Here is a 22,197-nt window from a genome sequence, read left to right as displayed (position 1 = left end):
TTCGAAGGCGGCCTCGGGGAATGCGGTCCTGAGGGGAAATGCGGAAGCCCGTCCGCCGAGTGACGAACGGGCGTTCCACCATGCCTACAGATCTTGTACGGGAGTTGGCAAGGCAAGTCACCTGGTGGGGAACCTATTCGGCCATCGCCGACCAGCCCCTCACGCGCCGGATGGCCGCATGCATGCGGTCACCGCGAGCGGTCACCGCTTGCGGCGCTCCTCGGGTCCGGTGAGACCGGCGCGGCGCAGGGCGTCGGCCATCGCGCTGTTGGCGGGCGCGGGGGCGGAGGCGCCGCCGCGCTGGCCCTGACCGCCCTGGCGCTGGCCCTGGCCGCGCTGGCCCTGGACCTGGCTCTGACCCTGGCTCTGGCCGCGCTGGCCCTGGCCGCCTCCGCCGCGCTGCTGCGGCGGACGGCCTCCGCCGCGCCGCTCCTGCCCCGGGGCGCCCGCGCCGCGCTCCGCCCCGGCCTCGTCCTCCAGCCGCAGGGTCAGCGAGATCCGCTTGCGCGGGATGTCCACGTCCATGACCTTCACGCGGACGATGTCGCCCGGCTTGACCACGTCCCGGGGATCCTTGACGAAGGTCTTCGACAGCGCCGACACGTGCGCCAGCCCGTCCTGGTGCACGCCGATGTCGATGAAGGCGCCGAAGGCGGCCACATTGGTGACCACTCCCTCCAGGATCATCCCGGGGGCCAGGTCGCCGATCTTCTCCACGCCCTCCTTGAAGGTCGCGGTCTTGAAGGCGGGGCGCGGGTCGCGGCCCGGCTTCTCCAGCTCGCGCAGGATGTCGCTGACCGTGGGCAGACCGAAGGCATCGGTCACGAACTGCTCGGGGCGCAGGGAGCGCAGTACGGAGGTGTTGCCGATCAGGGCCGCTACCTCACCGCCCGCCGTCTTGCCCATCGCCCTGACGACCGGGTAGGCCTCGGGGTGCACGGCCGAGGCGTCCAGCGGGTCGTCCCCGCCGCGGATCCGCAGGAAGCCCGCGCACTGCTCGTACGCCTTCGGACCGAGGCGGGCCACGTCCTTGAGGCCCTTGCGGCTGCGGAAGGGGCCGTTGGCGTCACGGTGGGCGACGATGTTCTCGGCGAGTCCGCCGCTGATGCCCGACACCCGCGAGAGCAGCGGCGCCGAAGCGGTGTTGACGTCGACGCCGACGCCGTTCACGCAGTCCTCGACCACCGCGTCGAGCGAGCGCGAGAGCTTCACCTCGGACAGGTCGTGCTGGTACTGGCCGACGCCGATCGACTTCGGGTCGATCTTGACCAGCTCGGCGAGCGGGTCCTGGAGGCGGCGGGCGATGGAGACCGCACCGCGCAACGACACGTCCATGCCGGGCAGTTCCTGCGAGGCGAAGGCCGAGGCCGAGTACACGGAGGCGCCCGCCTCCGAGACCATCACCTTGGTGAGCTTCAGCTCGGGATGGCGGGTGATCAGCTCCCCGGCGAGCTTGTCGGTCTCGCGGGAGGCCGTGCCGTTGCCGATGGCGACCAGGTCGACCGCGTGCTCCTTCGCGAGGCGGGCGAGCTTGGCGAGGGACTCGTCCCACTTGTTGGCGGGCACGTGCGGGTAGATCACGTCGGTGGCCACGACCTTGCCGGTGGCGTCCACGACGGCGACCTTCACACCGGTGCGGAAGCCCGGGTCCAGGCCGAGCGTCGCCCGCGTGCCCGCCGGGGCGGCGAGCAGCAGGTCGCGCAGGTTCGCGGCGAAGACCCGTACGGCCTCGTCCTCGGCGGCCGCGCGCAGCCGGGTCCGCAGGTCGATGCCGAGGTGCACCTGGATCTTCGTACGCCAGGCCCACCGGACCGTGTCGGCCAGCCACTTGTCCCCGGGGCGGTCGCGGTCCGCGATGCCGAAGCGGCGGGCGACCATGCCCTCGTACGTGGACGGGCCCGAAGTCTCGCTCGGCGGCTCCGGCTCCAGCGTGAGGTCGAGCACCTCCTCCTTCTCACCGCGCAGCATCGCGAGGACGCGGTGCGAGGGCAGGGCGGTGAAGGGCTCGGCGAAGTCGAAGTAGTCGGCGAACTTGGCGCCCGCCTCCTCCTTGCCCTCGCGGACCTTCGCGGCGAGCCGGCCCCGGCCCCACATGCGCTCGCGCAGCTCGCCGATCAGGTCGGCGTCCTCGGCGAACCGCTCGGTGAGGATGGCGCGGGCGCCCTCCAGGGCCGCGGCCGGGTCGGCGACGCCCTTGTCGGCGTCGACGAACGCGGCGGCCGCGGCGGCCGGTTCCACGGAGGGGTCGGCGAGCAGCCCCTCGGCGAGGGGCTCCAGGCCGGCCTCGCGGGCGATCTGCGCCTTGGTGCGCCGCTTGGGCTTGAAGGGCAGGTAGATGTCCTCGAGCCGGGCCTTGGTGTCGGCCGCGTTGATCCGCGCCTCCAGCTCGGCGTCGAGCTTGCCCTGCTCCCGCACGGAGTCCAGGATCGCCGCGCGCCGGTCCTCCAGCTCGCGCAGATACCGCAGCCGCTCCTCGAGCGTGCGCAGCTGCGCGTCGTCGAGCATCTCGGTCGCTTCCTTGCGGTAGCGCGCGATGAACGGCACGGTGGAGCCGCCGTCGAGCAGCTCGACGGCGGCCTTGACCTGCCGCTCCCGTACGCCGAGCTCCTCGGCGATCCTGCCTTCGATGGACATCGTCACGATCGGGTCCCGCCTGCCTTCGTTTGCACTGGAAGGCTGCCAATTGTGGCAGGTGGCCGTGACAAGGCGCGGTAAGGCCGCCCCTACCGCCGTGGCCGGGGTTCCGTCAGGCCTTGCCGCGCAGGTCGGCCGGGAAGGCTCCGGCCGTGACCGCCTGCATCACGAAGCCGCCGCCGAGTTCCGCGAGGCGGGCCAGGCCGTCGGCGCCGAGGTGCTCGTACGGGGCCGCGTCGAGGCGGTCGGTGTCGGCCTCGAGGCTCTCGCGCACGGCCTTGCCCTGCTCGGTGAGCTCGCCCTCGGCGTCGAGGATCCCGCGGGCGCGGAGCCGGTCGGCGGCGGCGTCCAGGTCGGACTGCTCCCAGCCGCGGCCGGCCTTGAGCCACTTCGGGGCCATGCCCTTGCCGGTGGCGGTGTGGCTGACCAGAGCCTCGAGCGGGTCCAGGCCGGCGATGAGCAGGGCGGCGAGGTGGCCGTCGCCGCGGTGTTCGCGCAGCAGCGTGGTCGCGTGCCACAGGCGCAGGTGCGGCTCCTCGGGTACGGGGAGGTCGGCGTGGGCCGCGTAGAGGGTACGGGCGTGCCGGGTGCACGCCTCGGTGGCGCGCATCGCCAGATCGGCGGCCTCGGCGAGCCCGGGCGACTCGACGGTCTCGTCGCCGAGGAGCCTGCGCAGGGTGGCGTCGGCGGCGCGCAGCCGGGCCGCGAGGACCTGCTCGGGCGTGGCGGTGTCCCAGACGGCGGGGAGGTGCCGGGCGATGAGGTCGTGGCGGTAGTTGTAGAAGGTCGCGGTCACCGTGCCCGCTGCGACGGCGCCCATGGCAGCGGAGCGGTGGGCGAGGTTGACGGCGACGGGGTCGGTGATCCCGAGGCCCGCGAACTCCTTGGTGGTGTCCGGCGAGAAGTAGACGGTGGAGTGCAGCGGGTTGATCGCGGCGTGCCAACAGTGCCGGGCGGCGAGCGGAGGAAGGGTCATGGCGGCAGGTTACCGACTGCTTGGTATGTCCGGTAGGCCGGTCCCTGCCGACCTGATCCCCGACCGCGCCGCCGACCCGCGCCTTTCGGCCTTTCCTCGCCTGTGACGGCCGAATGGCGATCGTGTGACAGCAGGGGCCATGGACATGACGTGGGGCATCAAGGGTGAATACGGTCGAGCGACAAGCGCTTGAACCGATCTGTCTCCTCTACCACTTGGAGCCCTTCGTGCACCGCAAAGTCATCGCCCCGAGCGTGCTCGCCGCTTCCCTGCTGCTGGTGATCCCGGCGTCGGCGGCGAGTTCCGGTCCGGGCGCCCCGGGTATCGGCGATCCCTATTACCCGGCCAGCGGCAACGGCGGATACGACGTGTCGCACTACGACCTGCGCCTGAAGTACCAGCCGCAGACGGACCTGCTCGAAGGCACCGCCACGCTCCTCGCCACCGCCACGCAGGACCTGTCCCGCTTCAACCTGGACTTCGGCTTGAAGGTCAGCGAGGTCCGGGTCAACGGGGCCAAGGCGAAGTTCGCGACCTCCGGCTCCCACGAGCTGGAGGTCACGCCCGCGAAGCCGCTGGCGCGCAACACCCCGCTGACCGTGGTCGTCAAGTACGCCGGGAAGCCCTCCGAGGTGAAGGTGGACGGCTGGACGGCCTGGATGCGCACGCCCGACGGCGGAGTGGCGGCGCAGGAGCCCGACTCGGCCGTCTGGTGGTTCCCGAGCAACGACCACCCGCTCGACAAGGCCACCTTCGACGTGTCGGTCAACGTCCCGGACGGCACCCAGGCGATCAGCAACGGCGTGCTCCAGTCGCAGACTTCGCGGCTGGGCTGGACCCGGTACAACTGGCGTTCCAACAAGCCGCAGGCCACCTACCTGGCCACGCTCGCGGTCGGCAAGTTCGACATCACCACCGACAAGACGGCGGGCGGTCTGCCGGTCCTCAACGCCTACAGCAAGGACCTCGGCGACAACGCGGGGGCGGCGCGGGCGAGCGTGGAGCGGACCGCCGAGGTCGCCGAGTGGCTGGAGGGGGTCTTCGGTCCGTACCCCTTCAACGCGCTGGGCGGATACGTGCCGAACGTGACCGCCGGTTTCGCACTGGAGACCCAGACGCGTCCGTTCTACGGGCCGCGCCAGTTCCAGAACGGCGCCAACGTCTCGGTGGTCGTGCACGAGCTGGCCCACCAGTGGTACGGCGACAGCGTGTCCGTCGACGGCTGGAAGGACATCTGGATCAACGAGGGCTTCGCCCGGTACAGCCAGTGGCTGTGGTCGGAGAAGGAGGGCGAGGGCACCGCGCAGGAGCTGGCCGGCTGGGCCTACTCCGTCCGCCCGGCCGAGGACCCGTTCTGGCAGGTCAAGCCGGGTGACCCCGGTCCGGAGAACCAGTTCCACGGTGCCGTCTACGACCGCGGCGCCATCGCCCTGCAGGCGCTGCGCAACGAGATCGGCGACGAGAAGTTCTTCGAGATCCTGAAGGGCTGGCCGGCCGAGCGGGCGTACGGCAACGCCAAGGTCGGCGACTTCGTCCGCTACGCGGAGAAGGTGTCGGGCAAGCCGCTGGCCCAGCTGTTCGAGACCTGGCTGTACACCCCGGGCAAGCCGGACGCCTCCGCCCTGGGTCTCGCGGCCGCGGACCCCGCGGCCCGGTCCTTCTCCGCCCCGGCGCAGAAGGCGGAGCCGAAGTCCTGGAAGAAGATCGCGGAGACGAACACGATCCACCGGCACGACGGGCACGACGCGCACTGACGTCCGTCAGCGGGCGGCGGCGTGCCATCGGGCGCGCGCCGCCCGCGCGATGGGCAGGTACCGCAGCCGCTCCGGCAGCACCGGTACGAGGAGCCGTACGGCCGTGCTGAACCGCCGGAGCCTGCGCTCCTGGGCCGGGCTCCACTCCAGCCCGATGGCCGCGCGCGCCTCGGGCGGCATGTACCCGACGGTGACGAAGGCGCGGAAGCGCAGGAAGGCCGCCCGCAGCGCCGGCCAGGTGAGCCGCAGCAGCAGCCGGACCAGGGGCCCGCCGCCCTCGGGGCGGGGCAGCGCGACGTCGGTGGCGACCAGCTCGCGGGCGACCGCGGTGGGCTCGATCTCCTCGGCCAGCATCCGGCGGTAGTACGGCCAGAACTCCTCCACGGTCTGCGGCATGTCCCGGTCGCGCAAGCCGAGGATCCGTCCCACCCGGAGCCACTCCTGATAGAGCTGCCGCTCGTTGGCGGGGCTGATGCGGCGGAACAGATAGCGCCCGGCGTACAGGGCGACGGGAAATCCGGTGGCGTGCACCCAGGCGTAGCAGGCCGGGTCGAGCGAGTGGTAGCGGCGCCCCCGGGTGTCGGTGCCCTGGATCTCCCGGTGCACGCGGCGGACCCTGCGGCCCTCGGCTGCGGCTTCGTCCCCGCCGTACACCCACAGCTGGACGGAGCGCAGCGAGCGCTCGCCGCGCCCCCAGGGATCGGTGCGGAAGACCGAGTACTGGTCGACGCCGGCTCCGACGGCGGGGTGCGCGACCTGGAGGGTGAAGGCGGCGGGCAGCGTCAGCAGGGACCTGACGTCCCCGGCGCGGGTCCACAGCACCCCGCCGGGCGGAGGCGGCGCCGGGTCGGCCCCGCGGGCGGTTCCCGCGGCCGGACGTTCCGTCGTGGTCATGCACGTGCCCCCAGGTGTCGAACTCGCCGTAATCCCAGTATGACCTGCGGTTCGAGCCTTCCGCGGCCGTCCCGCCCGCCCTCGTCGGCGCCCGCGCCCCCCCACGTTGTCGCGGGCTGGACAGAAAGTCGCTGCACGGGTGTTACCCAGAGGTAACCGCGGCTGCTTGGATGGCGAAGCCGATCCGATCTTTCCCGCAGGAACGATGGAGTTCCCCATGCCGCAGACCTCTCCCCGCCGCCACCGGGCCGCCGCCGCTGCCGTCGCCGCGGTCGCCGCGGGCGCCCTGGCCGCCACCACGGCGCCGGCCGCGACCGCCGCCGAGTCCGCCGCCCCGCGGCTCAGCGTGCTCTCGTACAACGTGTTCCTGATGAGCAAGAACCTGTACCCGAACTGGGGCCAGGACCACCGGGCCGCGGAGATCCCCAAGGCCTCCTTCTACCAGGGCCACGACGTGGTCGTGCTCCAGGAGGCCTTCGACAACGCCGCCTCGGACGCGCTGAAGGCCAACTCGGCCGCCCAGTACCCGTACCAGACCCCGGTCGTCGGCCGCAGCAAGACCGGCTGGGACGCCACGGGCGGCGCGTACTCCTCCACCACCCCGGAGGACGGCGGCGTCACGATCCTCAGCAAGTGGCCGATCGTCCGCAAGGAGCAGGTCGTCTACAAGGACGCCTGCGGCGCCGACTGGTGGTCCAACAAGGGCTTCGCCTACGCCGTGCTGAACGTGAACGGCGCCAAGGTGCACGTCGTCGGCACCCACGCCCAGTCCACCGACCCGGGCTGCGCCGCGGGCGAGGCGGCGGAGATGCGCGCCCGCCAGTTCCGCGCCGTCGACGCCTTCCTGGACGGGAAGAACATCCCGGCGAACGAGCAGGTCATCGTGGCGGGCGACCTGAACGTCGACTCCCGCACGCCGGAGCTCGCCGCCATGCTGGCCAACGCGGACCTGGCCGGCTCGGACACGCGCACGGGCCACCCGTACTCCTTCGACACCGCGATGAACTCGATAGCGAAGTACCGCTACCCGACCGACCCGCGCGAGGACCTGGACTACGTCCTGTACCGCAAGGGCAACGCCCGTCCGGCGGGCTGGGAGAACAACGTGGTCCTGGAGCAGTCGGCGCCGTGGACGGTCTCCAGCTGGGGCACCTCCTACACGTACGCCAACCTCTCCGACCACTACCCGGTGATCGGGCGCTAGCACGCGTCGGCCGTGCGACCGCGACCGCGGCCGGGTCGCACGGCCCGGCCGCGGTCGCGCGCGTCACGCCTTCGCGCGCTGCCCGTCCTCGTACAGCCCGTCGATGAGCGGTCCGTACTTCTCGCGGACCACCCGCCTGCGGAGCTTCAGCGACGGGGTGAGCTCCCCCGATTCGGGTCCCCACTCCTCGGTGAGCACCCGGTACCTCTTGATCTGCTCGGTCCGGTTGAGCCGCGCGTTGGCGCTCTCCACGGCGCGGGCGACCTCCGCCCGGACGGCGGGGTCCTCGGCGAGCGCTTCGAGGGACGCCGCCTCGATGCCCCGGGCCGCCGCCCAGGCCGGGGCCAGCTCCGGGTCCAGGACCAGCAGGGCGACCAGGTAGGACCGGCCGTCGCCGTGGACCAGGGCCTGGCCGATCAGCGGGTGCTCCTTGACGGTGTTCTCCACCAGCGCCGGCGAGACGTTCTTGCCGTTGGAGGTGATGATCAACTCCTTCTTGCGGTCGGTCAGCCAGAGGAACCCGTCCTCGTCGAGCCGCCCGATGTCCCCCGTCGGGAACCAGCCCTCGCCGTCCGCCGCGCTCTCCACCGACCCGTCGGGCCGCAGGTAGCCGCCGAAGACGGTCGCGCCGCGCGTCAGGATCTCCCCGTCCGCGGCGAGCCGCAGCTCGAGCCCCTCGATCGGGCGTCCCACCGAGCCCAGCCGGAAGCCGTCCGGGCTGTTGACCGTACACACGCCGGAGGTCTCGGTCAGGCCCCAGGCGTCCATGATGGTGATCCCCCAGCCCGCCCAGAAGCGGACCACGTCGATCGGCATCGGGGCGGTGGCGCTCGCCGTCCAGACGAGGCGGTCCAGCCCGGCCAGGCCCAGCAGCGGGTCCAGCACCCGCTCCTTCGCCGTGGCGTACGAGGCTTCGAGCGCGGGCGGTACGGCCTCCCCGCGCTCCCGGTGGCCGGCGCGGGCACGGGCGAGGTCGTTCGCGGCCTCGATGGCCGCCCGCTGTTCCTGGGGAAGGGTCCCGAGGACCGCCTTGACCCCGGCGGCGAGCTTCTCCCACACCCGGGGCACGCCGAAGAACTGCACCGGGCGCAGTTCGCGGACCGCCCCGGCCACGGCGGTCGGGTCGGCGCACAGCCGTACGTGCGCGGCGCGCAACAGCGGCAGGTAGATGCCCAGGACCCGCTCCGCGATGTGCGCGAAGGGCAGGTAGCAGATGTGCTCGGCGTGCTCGGGCAGGTCCACGTTCCGGTCGAGGTGGACCGCCTGGAGCATGAGGTTGCGGTGGGTGAGGCGGACGCCCTTGGGGTCGCCGGTGGTACCGGAGGTGTAGACGACGGTCAGCGGGTCCTCGGGGCCGGTCTCCTGCCAGGCCTTCTCGAAGGCGTCGGCCCGGTGCAGCCGGGCCCCGCTCGCGTACAGGGAGCCGTAGCTGCGGTGCGTACCGGCCTCCGCGGCCTCCGCCACGACCAGCCGTTCCAGGGGCACGTCGGCGTCGGCCAGCAGCGGCTCCCACCGGACGAGCTCGCGGGCGCCCTCGACGACCGCGACCCTGGCCCGGCTGTGGCGGGCGATGTGGGCGATCTGCTCGGGCGCGGAGGTCCCGTACACGGTGACGGGGACGGCGCCGAGATGGACGAGGGCGAGGTCGCTGAGCCAGTGCTCGGGGCGGTTGCCCATCATCATCAGCACGTGCTCGCCGCGCTCGACTCCGAGGGCGGCGTATCCGGAGGCGAGGACGGCGACCTGGCGGCGCACCTCGCTCCAGGTGAGGGTCGTCCACGGCGCCGCTTCGGGCCCGGCGCGCCACGAGAGGGCGGGGAGTTCGCCGTACTCGGCGGCGTTGCGGGCCAGCAGGGCGGGGAGGGTGAGCTCCTCGGGTCGTCCGGGCAGTCGCAGGTTCGTGGTCATGGGCAGCTCCTGGCCGTTTCACATCGTTGGTGCGACAGCAATACTGTTGAACCCAAGCTGTGGATCAGAGAGCGAGGCGCAGACGATGGCCGACCAGGCACCCGAGCCGATGCTCACCGTGGACGAGCTGGCGGCCAGGGCGGGCGTCACCGTCCGCACCGTACGGTTCTACAGCACGCGCGGGATTTTGCCCCCTCCCGTGATCGGCCCGCGTCGTGTGGGGCACTACGGCCCGGAGCACCTCTCGCGGCTGGCGCTGATCGAGGAGTTGCAGCACCAGGGCATGACCCTGTCCGCCATCGAGCGCTATCTGGACGCGCTGCCCGACGACCTGAGCGCGCACGATCTGGCGATCCACCGGGCCCTGGTGGCCAGTTGGGCTCCGGACGCGGCCCAGGAGGTCTCACGGGCGGAGCTGGAGAAGCGGGCGGGGCGGAGCCTGTCGGACACCGACGTCCGGCGGCTGACGGCGATGAACGTGCTCGCCGCTTCGGGGGACGGCTTCCGGGTGGACGTGGGTCTGCTGCGGCTGGGGGTCGCGCTGCTCGACGTACCGATCGCGCACGAGACGATCCTGGCGGCGCGCACGGTGCTGATGGAGCACACCAGGGCGGCGGCGCACGAGCTGACGGCACTGTTCCGCGACGAGGTGTGGGGGCCGTTCACGCAGGGCGAGAGCGATCCGGAGCGGGTGGAGTCGATGAAGGCGCTGTCCGCGCACATGCAGCCCATGGTGGTGCAGGCGCTGGTGACGGCCTTCCAGCGGTCGCTCCGGGAGGAACTGCGGGCGGCTTTCGTCTCCGGCGAGACGTCTGGCGCGGATTCCTGACCGGGCGGGGCACGCCCCTCCTGGGTACGCTGAAAAGGCGTCTGCGCACCGGGCCGGTCCTCCCTCGTACAGTCCACGAGCGCCTTCGTGAGGGAGATCGATTCCCATGGACCTCAACACCATCACCGAAGTCGTGCGGCGGCCGGCCGACCGGCCGGGGGCGGACTGGCGCGAGGGGGACGCCTGGCTCGCGGGCGGGACCTGGCTGTTCTCCGCCGAGCAGCCGGGCCTGCGCCGCCTGGTCGATCTGACGTCGCTGCCGTGGGACCCGCTCGTCCCCGGCGACGCCGGCCTCGAGATCGGGGCCACGTGCACCATCCGCGACCTGTACGCCTTCGCGCCGCCGAAGGACTGGACCGCGGCGGGCCTCATCCCGATGTCCTGCGAGGCGTTCCTCTCCTCGTTCAAGGTGTGGAACGCGGCGACCGTCGGCGGGAACATCTGCATGTCCCTGCCCGCCGGACCGATGATCACGCTCACGGTGGCCCTGGAGGCGCGTTACGAACTGTGGGCGCCCGACGGCTCCGTGCGCACCGTCGACGCCCTCGACTTCGTGACGGGGAACAACCGCAACATCCTCGCGCCCGGCGAGATCCTGCGCCGCATCCGCATTCCGGCACACGCTCTACGGAAACGCCCCGCTCACCGCCGCTTCACCCTGACCCGCCTGGGCCGGTCGACCGTGTTCCTCATCGGTACGCACACACCCGGGACCGGCAATCTGCTGCTCACCGTCACCGCCGGCACCACGCGGCCGATCCGGTTCGCCTTCGACTCCGTGCCCGATGCCCGCACCCTGCGGCAGAACATCGACGCCGTCCCCGCCGACATGTGGTTCGCCGACCCCAACGGGACCCCCGACCACCGCCGCCACCTGACGCGGCACTTCGCCGAAGAGATACGCGGCGAACTCATCGCCGGGGGCCCGGCATGACCTACCTCGTGAACGGACGGAGCTTCGGCGAAGAACCGGAGCCCGGCCAGTGCCTGCGCACGTTCCTGCGCGCACTCGGCCACTTCGGCGTCAAGAAGGGGTGCGACGCGGGTGACTGCGGTGCGTGCACGGTGTGGCTGGACGGCACACCGGTGCACAGCTGCATCACCCCCGCCTTCCGCGCGGAGGGCCGCGAGGTGACCACGATCGAGGGTCTCGGCACCCCCGGCGACCTGCATCCGGTGCAGCGCCGGTTCCGCGATGCCCCGGGGTTCCAGTGCGGCTTCTGCACCGCCGGAATGATCATGACCGCGGCGGCGTTCACCGAGGCCCAGAAGGCGGACCTGCCAAGGTCGTTGAAGGGAAACCTCTGCCGTTGCACCGGCTACCGGTCGATCGAGGACGCCGTGCGGGGCGTCGCCTCCGTGCAGAGCGCCGCGCCCGGAAGGGCCGTCGGAACGAGCGTCGGCGCGCCGGCGGCCGAGGACGTGGTGACCGGTCGGGCCGAGTTCACGATGGACACGCACAGGGAGGGCATGCTGCACCTCAAAGTGCTGCACTCGCCCCACGCGCACGCCCGGATCGTGTCGATCGACAAGTCCGCGGCGCTGGCGGTCCCCGGCGTGCACCGCGTCTACACCTGGGAGGACGTGCCGCGCAGGCGGTTCACCACGGCGATCCACACCGACCACCTGGTCGATCCGGACGACACATACATCCTCGACGAAACGGTCCGCTTCGTCGGCCAGCGCGTCGCCGTCGTCCTCGCCGACACGGTCGGGGCTGCCGAGGAGGGCTGCCGGAAGGTCGCCGTGGAGTACGAGGTGCTGCCCGCGGTCTTCGATCCCGAGGAGGCCATGGCCGACGGAGCGCCCCAACTGCACCGCTCGGAGGACCCGTTCGTCCGCGACTGCGTGCACAACCTCCTGACGGAGATCCACTCGCACGTCGGCGATGTCGACATGGGGTTCGCCGCGGCCGACGTGATCCACGAGGGCACGTACTTCTCACCGCGCGTGCAGCACGCGCACCTCGAGACCCACGGCTCGATCGCCTGGATGGAGGACGGCCGGCTGAACGTCCGCACCAGTTCGCAGTCCCCGTCGATCGCGAAGCTCAAACTGGCCTACCTGTTCGCGCTGCGCCCGGACCAGCTCCGCGTGTTCTGCAAGCGCGTCGGCGGCGGTTTCGGCGGCAAGCAGGAGGTCGTCTCGGAGGACCTGGTGGCGCTCGCCGCGCTGGACACCGGGCGGCCCGTCTGCTTCGAGTACACGCGCGAGGAGGAGTTCACGACGGCCTCGCCCCGGCACCCGATGAAGCTGACGGTCAAGCTCGGCGCGAAGGCGGACGGCACGCTCACGGCCCTCCAGGTCCGCAACGTGTCCAACACGGGCGCCTACGGCAACCACGGCGGCGAGACGCTCTACGCGGGCGGCGCCGCGGTCATGATCTACCGCTGCCCCAACAAGAAGTACGACGCCTACTCCGTCTACACGAACACCGTGCCCAGCGGCGCGCTGCGCGGCTACGGAATGACCCAGCCGGCCTTCGCCGTGGAGTGCGCGATGGACGAGCTGGCCCTGGCCCTGCACATGGATCCGCTCGAACTGCGCCGCCGCACCATCGTGCGCCCCGGTGATCCGCTCGTCGCGATGCACGAAGGCCCCGACGACGTGATGTTCAACGAGGACGGGCTCGCCCAGTGCATCGACCTCGTCGCCGGCGCCCTGGCCCGTACGGCCGATCAGCCCTCCCCCGGCCCCGAGTGGCTCGTCGGGGTCGGCGTGGCCGGCTCCCTGCACGAGACCGCGCCGCCGACCGAGCACCTCTCCGAGGCCTGGCTCACGCTCGGCGACGACCTCGTGTACGAACTGGCCGTCGGCACGGTCGAGTTCGGGGAGGGCACGTCGACCGCGCACGTGCAGATCGCCGCCGACCAGCTGGGGACGACGCCGTCGCGGATCCGCCTGGTGCAGTCCGACACCGACCGCACGGGATTCGACACGGGCGCCTTCGCCAGCGCCGGACTCTTCGTGGCGGGCAACGCGGTGCTCCGGGCCGCGGGCGCCGTGCGCGACCGCGTCCTGGAGTTCGCCGCCGCGCACACGGGCGTCCACCTCGTGATGTGCTCGATGGACGACGACCACGTCGTCTGCGGGGACGAGCGCGTCCCGCTGGCCGAGCTCGTCGCCCTGGCCCGGGCCCGCGGCATCCGTTTCGCCGCCGCCCGCAAGGCCTACGGCTCGCCCCGCAGCGTCACCTCCAACACCCAGGGCTTCCGCATCGCGGTCCACCGGGTGACGGGCGAGATCCGCATCCTCTACAGCGTCCATGCGGCCGACGCCGGCGTGGTCATCAACCCCGAGCAGGTCCGCGGCCAGGTGGACGGCGGTGTCGCCCAGGGCATCGGATTCGCGCTGACCGAGAACTTCCGGGTCGACGCGGACGGTGTCATGGCCAACCCGAGCCTGCGCAACTACCGGATCCCCGCCTACGCCGACGTCCCCCGCACCGACCTGCTCCTCGTGGGCTCCTCGGACTCCGTCGGGCCCATGCGGGCGAAGGGGATGGCGGAGTGCTGCATCAACCCGGTGGCCCCCGCCCTGGCGAACGCGCTCCACGACGCCACGGGCGTCCGCTACCGCGAGCTGCCCCTCACGCCGGAAAGGATCTACAGCAGGCTGGGTGAGAGCCGGCCGGCGGCGACGGGCCCGAGACGATGACCACCGGGAAGCAGCCGGACGCGGCGGCGACGGTCATCATCGGCCGCAAGGTCCGGCCCGGCATGGAGCGCGAATACGCGAAGTGGCAGGAGGACGTCAACACCGCCGCGTCCCGGTACGCCGGCCACCTCGGCGCCGAGGTGTCCCCGCCGACGGAGCGGCAACCCGAGTGGGTCGTCGTCTACCGGTTCGACTCGGTGGCCCACCTGCAGGCGTGGATCAACGGCGCGACCCGGCAGCGACTGCTGGACATCGGCGAGAAGTACTTCGACGGTCCCGCCACCCAGCAGGTGATCAGCGGCGGCACGCAGCCGGCGGACCCGCTCGTGACCGTCGTGGTGACCCACCGCGTCCGCCCTGACCAGGTCGACGACTTCCTCGCATGGCAGCGCCGCATGAGGCAGGAGGAGGGCAAGTTCGAAGGGTTCCGCGGCACCGAGGTCTTCCGCCCCGTCGAGGGCCTCCAGGACGAGTGGACCACCCTGTACCGCTACGACAACGCCGAACACCTCGACGCCTGGCTGACATCGGAGAGGCGGCGGGAGCTCCTCGCCGAAGGGGAGAAGTTCAGCGACTTCGAACTGCGCACCATCGACAACTCGTTCGGCAGCTGGTTCGCCTTCGAGGAGAACGGCAGGGAGGCGCCGCCGCCCTCGGAGACGAAGACCTCCCTCGCGGTCTGGGTAGGCCTCTACCCGACCGTCGTGGTGCTGACGCTGCTCCTGCATCCGCTGGGCATGCCGTTCTGGCTCGGGCTGCTCGTGGGAAACCTGCTGTCGAGCTTCATCATGAGCTTCCTCACGATGCCCCACTACGTGAACCGGCTGCTCAAGCGGTGGCTGTGGCCCCCCGTACCGGACGAGTCTCCTGCGCGGACCAACCTCGCCGGCCTCGGCATCGTCACCGCGACGCTCGGGTTCTGGGCCGCCGTCTTCTACCTGGTGACGGAGCAGTTCTGGACCCTGCCCTGACCCTCCGCCGCGAGGCGCGGGAAGGCCGGCCCGGAGCAGCCCGGCCGGCCTTCCCGGTCACCGCACTAGTCGCTGTACGTCTCGCCGCGCCCGGCCTTCTCCACGAGGGAGGCCGGCGGGTTGAAGCGCTCGCCGTACGTGGCGGCGAGTTCGCGCGCGCGGGCGACGAAGCCCGGCAGGCCGCCCTCGTAGCCGTTGATGTACTGGATCACGCCGCCGGTCCAGGCCGGGAACCCGATGCCCATGATGGAGCCGATGTTGGCGTCGGCGATGGAGGTGAGCACGCCCTCGTCGAGGCAGCGGACGGTGTCCAGGGCCTCGGAGAAGAGCATCCTCTCCTTCATGTCCTCGAACGGGATCTCGTACCCCGGCTTGGTGAAGTGCTCGCGCAGGCCGGGCCAGATGCCGGCGCGCTTGCCCGCCTCGTCGTAGGCGTAGAAGCCGGCCCCGCCGCTGCGGCCGGGGCGGTCGAACTCGTCGACCATCCGGTCGATGACCCCGTCGGCCGGGTGCTCGGCCCACGCGCGGCCCTCGGCCTCGAAGGCCTTGCGGGTCTCGTTGCGGATCTTGCGCGGGAGGGTGAGGGTGAGCTCGTCCATCAGCGAGAGCACCTTGGCCGGGTAGCCGGCCTGGGCGGCGGCCTGCTCGATCGAGGCGGGCTCGATGCCCTCGCCGACCATGGCCACGCCCTCGTTGATGAACTGGCCGATGACGCGCGAGGTGAAGAACCCGCGCGAGTCGTTGACCACGATCGGGGTCTTGTTGATCTGGCGGACCAGGTCGAAGGCGCGGGCGATGGCCTCGTCGCCGGTCCGCTCGCCCTTGATGATCTCGACCAGCGGCATCTTGTCGACGGGCGAGAAGAAGTGCAGGCCGATGAAGTCGGCGGGGCGGGAGACCCCTTCCGCCAGGCCGGTGATGGGCAGGGTGGAGGTGTTGGAGCAGAGCAGCGCGTCCGGTGTGACGACGTCCTGGATCTCCTGGAACACCTTGTGCTTGAGGGCGGTGTCCTCGAAGACCGCCTCGATGACGGCGTCGCAGCCCGCCAGGTCGGCCGGGTCGGCGGTGGGGGTGATCCGGGCGAGCAGCTCGGCGCGCTGGGCCTCGGTGGTACGGCCGCGGGACAGGGCCTTGTCGAGCAGCTTCTCGGAGTACGCCTTGCCCTTGGCGGCGGCCTCGGCGCTGACGTCCTTGAGCACCACCTCGATGCCCGCGCGGGCGCAGGAGTAGGCGATGCCCGCACCCATCATGCCCGCGCCGAGGACGGCGACCTTGCGTACCGTGCGGGGCTCGGTCCCCTGCGGGCGGCTGCGGCCCGCGTTGACGGCCTGGAGGTCGAAGAAGAACGCCTGGATCATGTTCTTGGCGGTCTGGCCGGTGACCAGCTCGGTGAAGTAGCGGGCCTCGATGGTCAGCGCGGTCTCGAAGTCCACCTGGGTGCCCTCGACGGCGCAGGCCAGGATGTTGCGCGGGGCCGGGTACGGGGCCCCGTTCAGCTGCTTCTTCAGGCTGGCCGGGAAGGCCGGGAGGTTGGCGGCGAACCGCGGGTTGGACGGGGTGCCGCCCGGGATCTTGTAGCCGGGTACGTCCCAGGGCTGCTTCGACTCGGGGTTCGCGTCGATGAACGCGCGGGCCTTGGCGAGCATCTCCTCGGGGGTGGCGGCCAGTTCGTGGACCAGGCCGTTCTCCAGGGCGCGCTGCGGGCTGTACTGGGTACCCTGGAGCAGCACCTTGAGCAGCGCGTCGGCGATGCCCATCAGGCGCACGGTGCGGGTGACGCCGCCGCCGGCCGGGAGGAGCCCGAGGGTGACCTCGGGCAGGCCGATCTTGGAGCCGGGGGCGTCGAGGGCGACGCGGTGGTGGGAGGCGAGGCAGATCTCGTAACCGCCGCCCAGGGCCGCGCCGTTGATGGCGGCGACGACCGGCTTGCCGAGGGTCTCGATGCGGCGCAGGGAGCGCTTGATCTCGGTGCCGGCGTCGAAGGCCAGCTGCGCGTGCTCGGGGCGCAGCCGGATCATGTCCTTGAGGTCGCCGCCCGCGAAGAAGGTCTTCTTGGCAGAGGTGTAGATGATGCCGCGGATGGAGTCCTTCTCGGCCTCGGCGCGGTCGGCGACGGCCGCGATGGAGTCCTTGAAGGCCTGGTTCATCGTGTTGGCGGACTGGTCGGGGTCGTCGAGGACCAGGGTGACGACGCCGGTCTCGTCCTGTTCCCAGCGGATCGTGGTGGACTCGCTCATGTTCGCTACTTCCGTGTCAGAGGTGGGATCAGGGATCAGGACGGATCAGATGCGTTCGACGATGGTGGCGACGCCCATGCCGCCGCCGACGCAGAGGGTGACGAGGCCGTAGCGCTTGTCCTGGCGCTCCAGTTCGTCGACGATCGTGCCGAGGATCATCGCGCCGGTGGCGCCGAGCGGGTGGCCGAGCGCGATGGCGCCGCCGTTGACGTTGACCTTGTCGAGGGAGACGCCCATGTCCTTGACGAAGCGCAGCACGACGCCGGCGAAGGCCTCGTTGATCTCGATCAGGTCGATGTCGTCGATGGTCAGCCCGGCCTTGGCGAGGGCCTTGCGGGTGGCCGGGGCGGGGCCGGTGAGCATGATGGTGGGCTCGGAGCCGGAGACGGCCGCCGAGACGATCCGGGCGCGCGGGGCGAGGCCGTTGCGTTCGCCCGCCTCGCGGGAGCCGATGGCGACGAGCGAGGCGCCGTCGACGATGCCGGAGGAGTTGCCCGCGTGGTGGACGTGGTCGATCTTCTCGACCCAGTGGTACTTCTGCAGCGCGACGGCGTCGAAGCCGCCGAGCTCGCCGATGTCCGCGAAGGAGGGCTTGAGCTTGGCGAGGGTGTCCGCGGTGGTGCCCGGGCGGACGAACTCGTCGTGGTCCAGGACGACCAGGCCGTTGCGGTCGGTGACCGGGACCACGGACTTGGCGAAGCGCCCGTCCTTGATGGCCGCGGCGGCCCGCTCCTGGGAGAGGGCGGCGTACTCGTCCACGTCGCGCCGGGAGAATCCCTCGATGGTGGCGATCAGGTCGGCGCCGATGCCCTGCGGGACGAAGTTGACGTCCCAGTTGGTCATCGGGTCGTTGAACCAGGCGCCGCCGTCGGAGGCCATCGGGACGCGGGACATGGACTCCACGCCGCCCGCCAGGACCAGGTCCTCCCAGCCGGAGCGGACCTTGGCGGCGGCCAGGTTGACGGCCTCCAGGCCGGAGGCACAGAAGCGGTTCTCCTGCACGCCCGCCACGGTGTCCGGGAGCCCGGCGGCGATGGCCGCGATCCGGGCGATGTCGGAGCCCTGGTCGCCGACCGGGCCGACGACGCCGAGCACGATGTCGTCGATGGTGGCGGGGTCGAGGCCGGGGTTGCGCTCGCGCAGGGCGTGGATGAGGCCGACGACCAGGTCGATCGGCTTGGTGCCGTGCAGGGCGCCGCTGGCCTTGCCGCGGCCGCGCGGGGTGCGGATCGCGTCGTATACGTAAGCTTCGGTGCTCACTGGTCAAGCCTTTCGGAAGGTCCGGTTGTGGGCCGAGGGGTCTTGGCGGGGGTCTTAGCCGAGGAGGGAGCGGCCGATGATCTCTTTCATGATCTCGGTCGTTCCGCCGTAGATGGTCTGGATGCGGCCGTCGGTGAAGGCCCGCGCGACCCGGTATTCGGTCATGTATCCGTATCCGCCGTGCAGTTGCAGGCAGCGGTCGGCGACCCGCTTCTGCAGTTCGGTGGCCCACCACTTGGCCATCGAGGCGTGGACGTGGTCCAGTTCGCCGTTGGCGTGGTCGGTGATGCACCGGTCGAGGAAGGTACGGGTGACCGCGCACTCGGTGGCCATCTCCGCGATCTCGAAGCGGATGTGCTGGAGCTTGGACAGCGGCCGGCCGAAGGCCTCGCGCTCCTTGACGTACTGGGTGGTGATCTCCAGCAGGTACTCGGCGGCGGCGATGCCGGCCATGGCGATGCCCATCCGCTCCTGCGCGAGGTTGGTCATCAGGTGGACGAAGGCGCCGTTCAGCTCGCCGAGCAGGTTCTCCTTGGGGACGCGGACGTCGTGGAAGAAGAGCTCGGCGGTGTCCTGGGACTTCTGGCCGATCTTGTCGAGGTTGCGGCCGCGCTCGAAGCCCTCCATGCCGCGCTCGACGGCCAGCAGCGACAGGCCGTGCGCCCCGCCCTCGGGCGTGGTCTTGGCGACCACGATCACCAGGTCGGCGAGGATGCCGTTGGAGATGAAGGTCTTGGAGCCGTTCAGCACCCAGTGGTCGCCGCGGTCCTCGGCGCTGGTGCGGATCCCCTGGAGGTCGGAGCCCGCGCCGGGCTCGGTCATGGCGATGGCCGTGATGGTCTCGCCCGAGCAGAAGCCGGGCAGCCAGCGGCGCTTCTGCTCCTCGGTGGCCAGTGAGGTCAGGTAGGGCCCGATGATGTCGTTGTGCAGGCCGATGGCGAGCCCGGGGGCGCCCGCCCGGGTGAACTCCTCGGCGATCACGGCGGCGTAGCGGAAGTCGGGGTTCCCGCCGCCCCCGTACTCCTCCGGGACGGCGAGGCCCAGCAGGCCCTGCCGGCCCGCGGCCCGCCACGCCTCGCGGCTGACGATGCCGTCCTTCTCCCACTGCTCGTAGTGCGGCAGCACCTCCTTGGTGAGGAAGGTGCGGACGGTCTCGCGGAACGCCTCGTGGTCGGCGTCGAAGATCTGGCGCTTCATCGGACGGCTCGCATCAGTGGGCTCCCTCAAGCCAGTTCTTGACGGTTTCGATCAGGCGGGCCGGCTCGGGGCCGACGGGGGTGACGTTGAGCATCGTGACGCCCGCCTCGCGGAAGGCCTCGATCCGCTCGCGTACGTAGCCCTCGGGCCCGCACAGCGTCATCAGCTCGCAGAACTCGTCCGGGACGGCGGCCGCCGCGTCGCGCTTGCGGCCCGCCAGGTAGAGCTCCTGGATCTTCCGGGCCTCCTCCTCGTAGCCGTAGGCCACGGCGAGGTCGTTGTAGAAGTTCTTGCCCACCGCGCCCATGCCGCCGACGTACAGGGCGATCTGCGGGCGCGCGAGGTCCCGTAGCGCGGCCGCGTCCTCGCCGATGGCGAGCAGGCCGCCCGCCACGGTCTGGAGCGGGCCGAGTTCCGGCGACCGCAGGGCCGCGCCCTCGGCGAGGGGGCCGCCCCACACCGCGCGGGCCTTCTCCGGGATGAAGAGCGTGGGCAGCCAGCCGTCGGCGATCTCGGCCGTCAGCCGTACGTTCGCCGGGCCGAGCGAGGCGATGTACACGGGGATGGCGCTGCGGACCGGCCGGGTGAGCATCTTCAGCGGCTTGCCGTGCCGGCCGCCCTTCTCGGGCGGCAGCGGCATGTCGGTGATGCCGTGGTGGTCGATGGTCTCGCGGCGCCAGATGCGGCGGCACAGCTCGACGGTCTCGCGGGTCCGGCCGAGCGGTTTGTCGTACGGCTTCCCGTGCCAGCCCTCGACGACCTGCGGGCCGGAGGCGCCGAGTCCGAGCAGCGCCCGGCCGCCCGACAGCGCGTCGAGTCCGGCGGCCGTCTGGGCGATGAGGCCGGGGGTGCGCGAGTAGACGTTCATGATCGCCGAGCCGATCTTCAGCCGCTCGGTGCGGGCGGCGAGGTAGCCCATGATCGTCGGAGAGTCGAAGCCCCAGGCCTCGGCGACCCACACGGCGTCGAGCCCGGCCGACTCCAGCGCCGCCACCTCGTCGGCGGCCCGGCGCGGATCTCCGGCGTAGTCGAGCATCATGGACAGTTCCATCAGCTCTCCTTCCCGAGCAGCGCCGGGACGTCCCAGTCGCGGGCCACGGATCCGGTGTCCGCGCCCGGCTGCGCGGGCCCGCTCGTGACCGCCGCGGGGGTCGCCGAGAAGCGCGGCGCCGGGGCGGGCTGGGTGATCCCGCCGAAGTCGGTGAAGGTCCCGCGGGCCGTGAGGTGCGGGTGGTGCGGGGCCTCGCGCAGCGAGAGCACCGGCGCGACGCAGGCGTCCGTGCCCTCGAAGACCGCCGTCCACTCCTCGCGCGTACGGGACTTGAAGCGTGCGGCGACGGCCTCGCGCAGCTCGCCCCAGCGGGCGAGGTCCTTGCGGGCCGGGGCCTGGTCGCCGAGGCCGAGCAGCTCCACGAAGGTGTCGTAGAACTGCTGCTCCAGGGCGCCGACCGCCATGTACCGGCCGTCGGAGGTCTCGTAGGTCCCGTAGAAGGGGCAGCCGCCGTCGAGCAGGTTGGCCCCGCGCCGGTCCTGCCAGCCGCCCGCCGCCACCATGCCGTGGATCATCGAGGTGAGGTGGGCGGTCCCGTCGACGATGGCCGCGTCGACGACCTGGCCCGCGCCGCCGGGCGTACGGGCGTGCTGGAGCGCGGCGAGGACGCCGATGACGAGGTAGAGCGAGCCGCCCGCGTAGTCGCCGACCAGGTTGGCGGGGACGGCCGGCGGCTCGTCCGGGTTGCCGATCATGCCCAGGGCGCCGGTGACGGCGATGTACGCGATGTCGTGTCCGGCGGTGTGGGCGAGCGGGCCCTCCTGGCCCCAGCCCGTCATCCGGCCGTAGACGAGTTTCGGGTTGCGGGCGTGGCAGTCGGCCGGTCCCACGCCGAGGCGCTCGGCGACCCCGGGGCGGAAGCCCTCGATGAGCACGTCGGCCCGCTCGACGAGGTCCAGGACGCGGGCGGGGCCCTCGGCGGACTTGAGGTCGACCAGGACGGAGCGTTTGTTGCGGTTGGTCAGGTCGTAGACCGGGTTGACCGCGAGCCCGCCGCCGCCCGGCCGGTCCACGCGCACGACGTCCGCGCCCAGGTCGGCCAGGAGCATGGCGGCGAACGGGCCGGGGCCGATGCCCGCCAGTTCGACGACGCGCACTCCGGCGAGCGGGCCGGTACCTGTCACTGCCATCGAGCCCCCAGCATTCGTAGCCGCACGGTGTGACACAACTGATGTAACACCAGCGATGCTAGGAACGCGTTCCACTCAGCACAAGAGCAAGCGCTTAGCCATTTGCCTCGATCCGGGCGTCCAGCTCCTTGACGTGCCGCTTGAGGGCCACGGTGCGGTAGCTCTCCTCCACCCACTCGCACAGGACCTGCGCGGAGGGCCCGCCCTTCTCCCCCAGCGGGACGGAGACCCAGCCGGACCGGCCCAGGCCGTAGCCGCTGGGCTCCGCGCCGGGCGCGGCCATCGCGTGGCCGTGCAGCGCCTCGTCCTTGAGCTTGACGGACAGTCCGGGCGGTTGCGGCCCGTCGGCGTTCCCGAGGAAGACGAAGATCTTCTTGTTCACCTTCACCACGCAGTCCTCGGGACCCCAGGGATACTCCTCCACGGCCTCCGGAAGCCCACGGGCGAACTCCCGCACCGCCTCCCACTTGCGCACCGCAGCCTTCATCGACGCCT

Annotated in this window: 16 protein-coding genes; 6 read left to right on the top strand and 10 right to left on the bottom strand. The window is 71.7% G+C overall.

What is annotated here, in order from left to right; translation table 11 throughout:
- Positions 1 to 201: 201 nt before the first annotated feature.
- Positions 202 to 2,640 (bottom strand): Tex family protein, encoded by a 2,439-nt coding sequence (locus ACIPUC_RS16905; RefSeq protein WP_446590163.1) that lies wholly within the window; start codon positions 2,638 to 2,640, stop codon positions 202 to 204.
- Positions 2,641 to 2,746: 106 nt separating this feature from the next.
- Complete coding sequence (locus ACIPUC_RS16900) at positions 2,747 to 3,610, bottom strand: SCO6745 family protein (protein ID WP_446590162.1); 864 nt, start codon at positions 3,608 to 3,610, stop codon at positions 2,747 to 2,749.
- Between the two features lie 227 nt (positions 3,611 to 3,837).
- On the opposite strand from ACIPUC_RS16900, the gene ACIPUC_RS16895 reads away from it, so the two are divergent.
- Positions 3,838 to 5,364: a M1 family metallopeptidase gene (locus ACIPUC_RS16895; protein ID WP_446590160.1), complete on the top strand. Its 1,527-nt coding sequence runs from the start codon at positions 3,838 to 3,840 to the stop codon at positions 5,362 to 5,364.
- A 6-nt stretch (positions 5,365 to 5,370) separates the two neighbouring features.
- Here the strand turns inward: ACIPUC_RS16895 and ACIPUC_RS16890 are convergent, their stop codons facing one another.
- Positions 5,371 to 6,258 (bottom strand): oxygenase MpaB family protein, encoded by an 888-nt coding sequence (locus tag ACIPUC_RS16890; RefSeq protein WP_446590158.1) that lies wholly within the window; start codon positions 6,256 to 6,258, stop codon positions 5,371 to 5,373.
- A 217-nt stretch (positions 6,259 to 6,475) separates the two neighbouring features.
- Between ACIPUC_RS16890 and sph the strand changes: the two genes are divergently transcribed.
- Positions 6,476 to 7,462 carry a sphingomyelin phosphodiesterase gene (gene sph, locus ACIPUC_RS16885; protein WP_446590156.1) on the top strand — a complete coding sequence of 329 codons (987 nt, stop codon included), beginning with the start codon at positions 6,476 to 6,478 and terminating at the stop codon, positions 7,460 to 7,462.
- A 63-nt stretch (positions 7,463 to 7,525) separates the two neighbouring features.
- Here the strand turns inward: sph and ACIPUC_RS16880 are convergent, their stop codons facing one another.
- Entirely contained in the window at positions 7,526 to 9,370 is a 1,845-nt protein-coding gene (locus ACIPUC_RS16880) for an AMP-dependent synthetase/ligase (protein ID WP_446590154.1), read from the bottom strand.
- 85 nt (positions 9,371 to 9,455) lie between these two features.
- On the opposite strand from ACIPUC_RS16880, the gene ACIPUC_RS16875 reads away from it, so the two are divergent.
- From ACIPUC_RS16875 to ACIPUC_RS16860, 4 genes are all read left to right on the top strand, one after another.
- Positions 9,456 to 10,199 (top strand): MerR family transcriptional regulator, encoded by a 744-nt coding sequence (locus tag ACIPUC_RS16875; RefSeq protein WP_446590152.1) that lies wholly within the window; start codon positions 9,456 to 9,458, stop codon positions 10,197 to 10,199.
- 106 nt (positions 10,200 to 10,305) lie between these two features.
- Positions 10,306 to 11,133 carry an FAD binding domain-containing protein gene (locus ACIPUC_RS16870; protein ID WP_446590150.1) on the top strand — a complete coding sequence of 276 codons (828 nt, stop codon included), beginning with the start codon at positions 10,306 to 10,308 and terminating at the stop codon, positions 11,131 to 11,133.
- On the top strand, positions 11,130 to 13,856 hold the full coding sequence (locus ACIPUC_RS16865) for a molybdopterin-dependent oxidoreductase (protein WP_446590149.1): 2,727 nt from the start codon (positions 11,130 to 11,132) through the stop codon (positions 13,854 to 13,856). Before ACIPUC_RS16870 ends, ACIPUC_RS16865 begins: the two co-directional genes overlap by 4 nt.
- Complete coding sequence (locus tag ACIPUC_RS16860) at positions 13,853 to 14,827, top strand: antibiotic biosynthesis monooxygenase (protein ID WP_446590148.1); 975 nt, start codon at positions 13,853 to 13,855, stop codon at positions 14,825 to 14,827. The genes ACIPUC_RS16865 and ACIPUC_RS16860 overlap by 4 nt, the downstream gene beginning before the upstream one ends.
- 65 nt (positions 14,828 to 14,892) lie before the next feature.
- On the opposite strand, the gene ACIPUC_RS16855 is transcribed toward ACIPUC_RS16860, so the two are convergent.
- From ACIPUC_RS16855 to ACIPUC_RS16830, 6 genes are all read right to left on the bottom strand, one after another.
- The gene (locus tag ACIPUC_RS16855; protein WP_446590147.1) at positions 14,893 to 17,064 is read right to left on the bottom strand and encodes a 3-hydroxyacyl-CoA dehydrogenase NAD-binding domain-containing protein; all 2,172 of its coding nucleotides are present in this window, start codon (positions 17,062 to 17,064) and stop codon (positions 14,893 to 14,895) included.
- Between the two features lie 45 nt (positions 17,065 to 17,109).
- A complete protein-coding gene (locus ACIPUC_RS16850; RefSeq protein ID WP_446590146.1) occupies positions 17,110 to 18,324 on the bottom strand; it encodes an acetyl-CoA C-acetyltransferase in 1,215 nt (404 codons plus the stop codon).
- 54 nt (positions 18,325 to 18,378) lie between these two features.
- Positions 18,379 to 19,521: an acyl-CoA dehydrogenase family protein gene (locus ACIPUC_RS16845; protein WP_446590145.1), complete on the bottom strand. Its 1,143-nt coding sequence runs from the start codon at positions 19,519 to 19,521 to the stop codon at positions 18,379 to 18,381.
- Between the two features lie 13 nt (positions 19,522 to 19,534).
- Positions 19,535 to 20,572 (bottom strand): LLM class F420-dependent oxidoreductase, encoded by a 1,038-nt coding sequence (locus ACIPUC_RS16840; protein WP_446590143.1) that lies wholly within the window; start codon positions 20,570 to 20,572, stop codon positions 19,535 to 19,537.
- The gene (locus ACIPUC_RS16835) at positions 20,572 to 21,702 is read right to left on the bottom strand and encodes a CaiB/BaiF CoA transferase family protein (RefSeq protein ID WP_446590142.1); all 1,131 of its coding nucleotides are present in this window, start codon (positions 21,700 to 21,702) and stop codon (positions 20,572 to 20,574) included. Before ACIPUC_RS16835 ends, ACIPUC_RS16840 begins: the two co-directional genes overlap by 1 nt.
- A gap of 94 nt (positions 21,703 to 21,796) precedes the next feature.
- Positions 21,797 to 22,189, bottom strand: a complete 393-nt coding sequence (locus ACIPUC_RS16830) for an MmcQ/YjbR family DNA-binding protein (RefSeq protein WP_446590141.1) — start codon at positions 22,187 to 22,189, stop codon at positions 21,797 to 21,799.
- Positions 22,190 to 22,197 lie beyond the last annotated feature (8 nt).

The sequence above is a fragment of the Streptomyces sp. LARHCF249 genome, from assembly GCF_052871255.1.
The sequence above is the reverse complement of the archived record's forward strand: the minus strand, read 5'-3'. Positions and strand labels throughout refer to the sequence as shown.

Bases quoted from the DNA above. Each gene is read 5' to 3' on its own strand.
- ACIPUC_RS16900 (WP_446590162.1), bottom strand. From the start codon at position 3,610: ATGACCCTTCCTCCGCTCGCCGCCCGGCACTGTTGGCACGCCGCGATC.
- ACIPUC_RS16890 (WP_446590158.1), bottom strand. From the start codon at position 6,258: ATGACCACGACGGAACGTCCGGCCGCGGGAACCGCCCGCGGGGCCGAC.
- sph (WP_446590156.1), top strand. From the start codon at position 6,476: ATGCCGCAGACCTCTCCCCGCCGCCACCGGGCCGCCGCCGCTGCCGTC.
- ACIPUC_RS16880 (WP_446590154.1), bottom strand. From the start codon at position 9,370: ATGACCACGAACCTGCGACTGCCCGGACGACCCGAGGAGCTCACCCTC.
- ACIPUC_RS16875 (WP_446590152.1), top strand. From the start codon at position 9,456: ATGGCCGACCAGGCACCCGAGCCGATGCTCACCGTGGACGAGCTGGCG.
- ACIPUC_RS16870 (WP_446590150.1), top strand. From the start codon at position 10,306: ATGGACCTCAACACCATCACCGAAGTCGTGCGGCGGCCGGCCGACCGG.
- ACIPUC_RS16865 (WP_446590149.1), top strand. From the start codon at position 11,130: ATGACCTACCTCGTGAACGGACGGAGCTTCGGCGAAGAACCGGAGCCC.
- ACIPUC_RS16860 (WP_446590148.1), top strand. From the start codon at position 13,853: ATGACCACCGGGAAGCAGCCGGACGCGGCGGCGACGGTCATCATCGGC.
- ACIPUC_RS16855 (WP_446590147.1), bottom strand. From the start codon at position 17,064: ATGAGCGAGTCCACCACGATCCGCTGGGAACAGGACGAGACCGGCGTC.
- ACIPUC_RS16845 (WP_446590145.1), bottom strand. From the start codon at position 19,521: ATGAAGCGCCAGATCTTCGACGCCGACCACGAGGCGTTCCGCGAGACC.
- ACIPUC_RS16840 (WP_446590143.1), bottom strand. From the start codon at position 20,572: ATGGAACTGTCCATGATGCTCGACTACGCCGGAGATCCGCGCCGGGCC.
- ACIPUC_RS16835 (WP_446590142.1), bottom strand. From the start codon at position 21,702: ATGGCAGTGACAGGTACCGGCCCGCTCGCCGGAGTGCGCGTCGTCGAA.
- ACIPUC_RS16830 (WP_446590141.1), bottom strand. From the start codon at position 22,189: ATGAAGGCTGCGGTGCGCAAGTGGGAGGCGGTGCGGGAGTTCGCCCGT.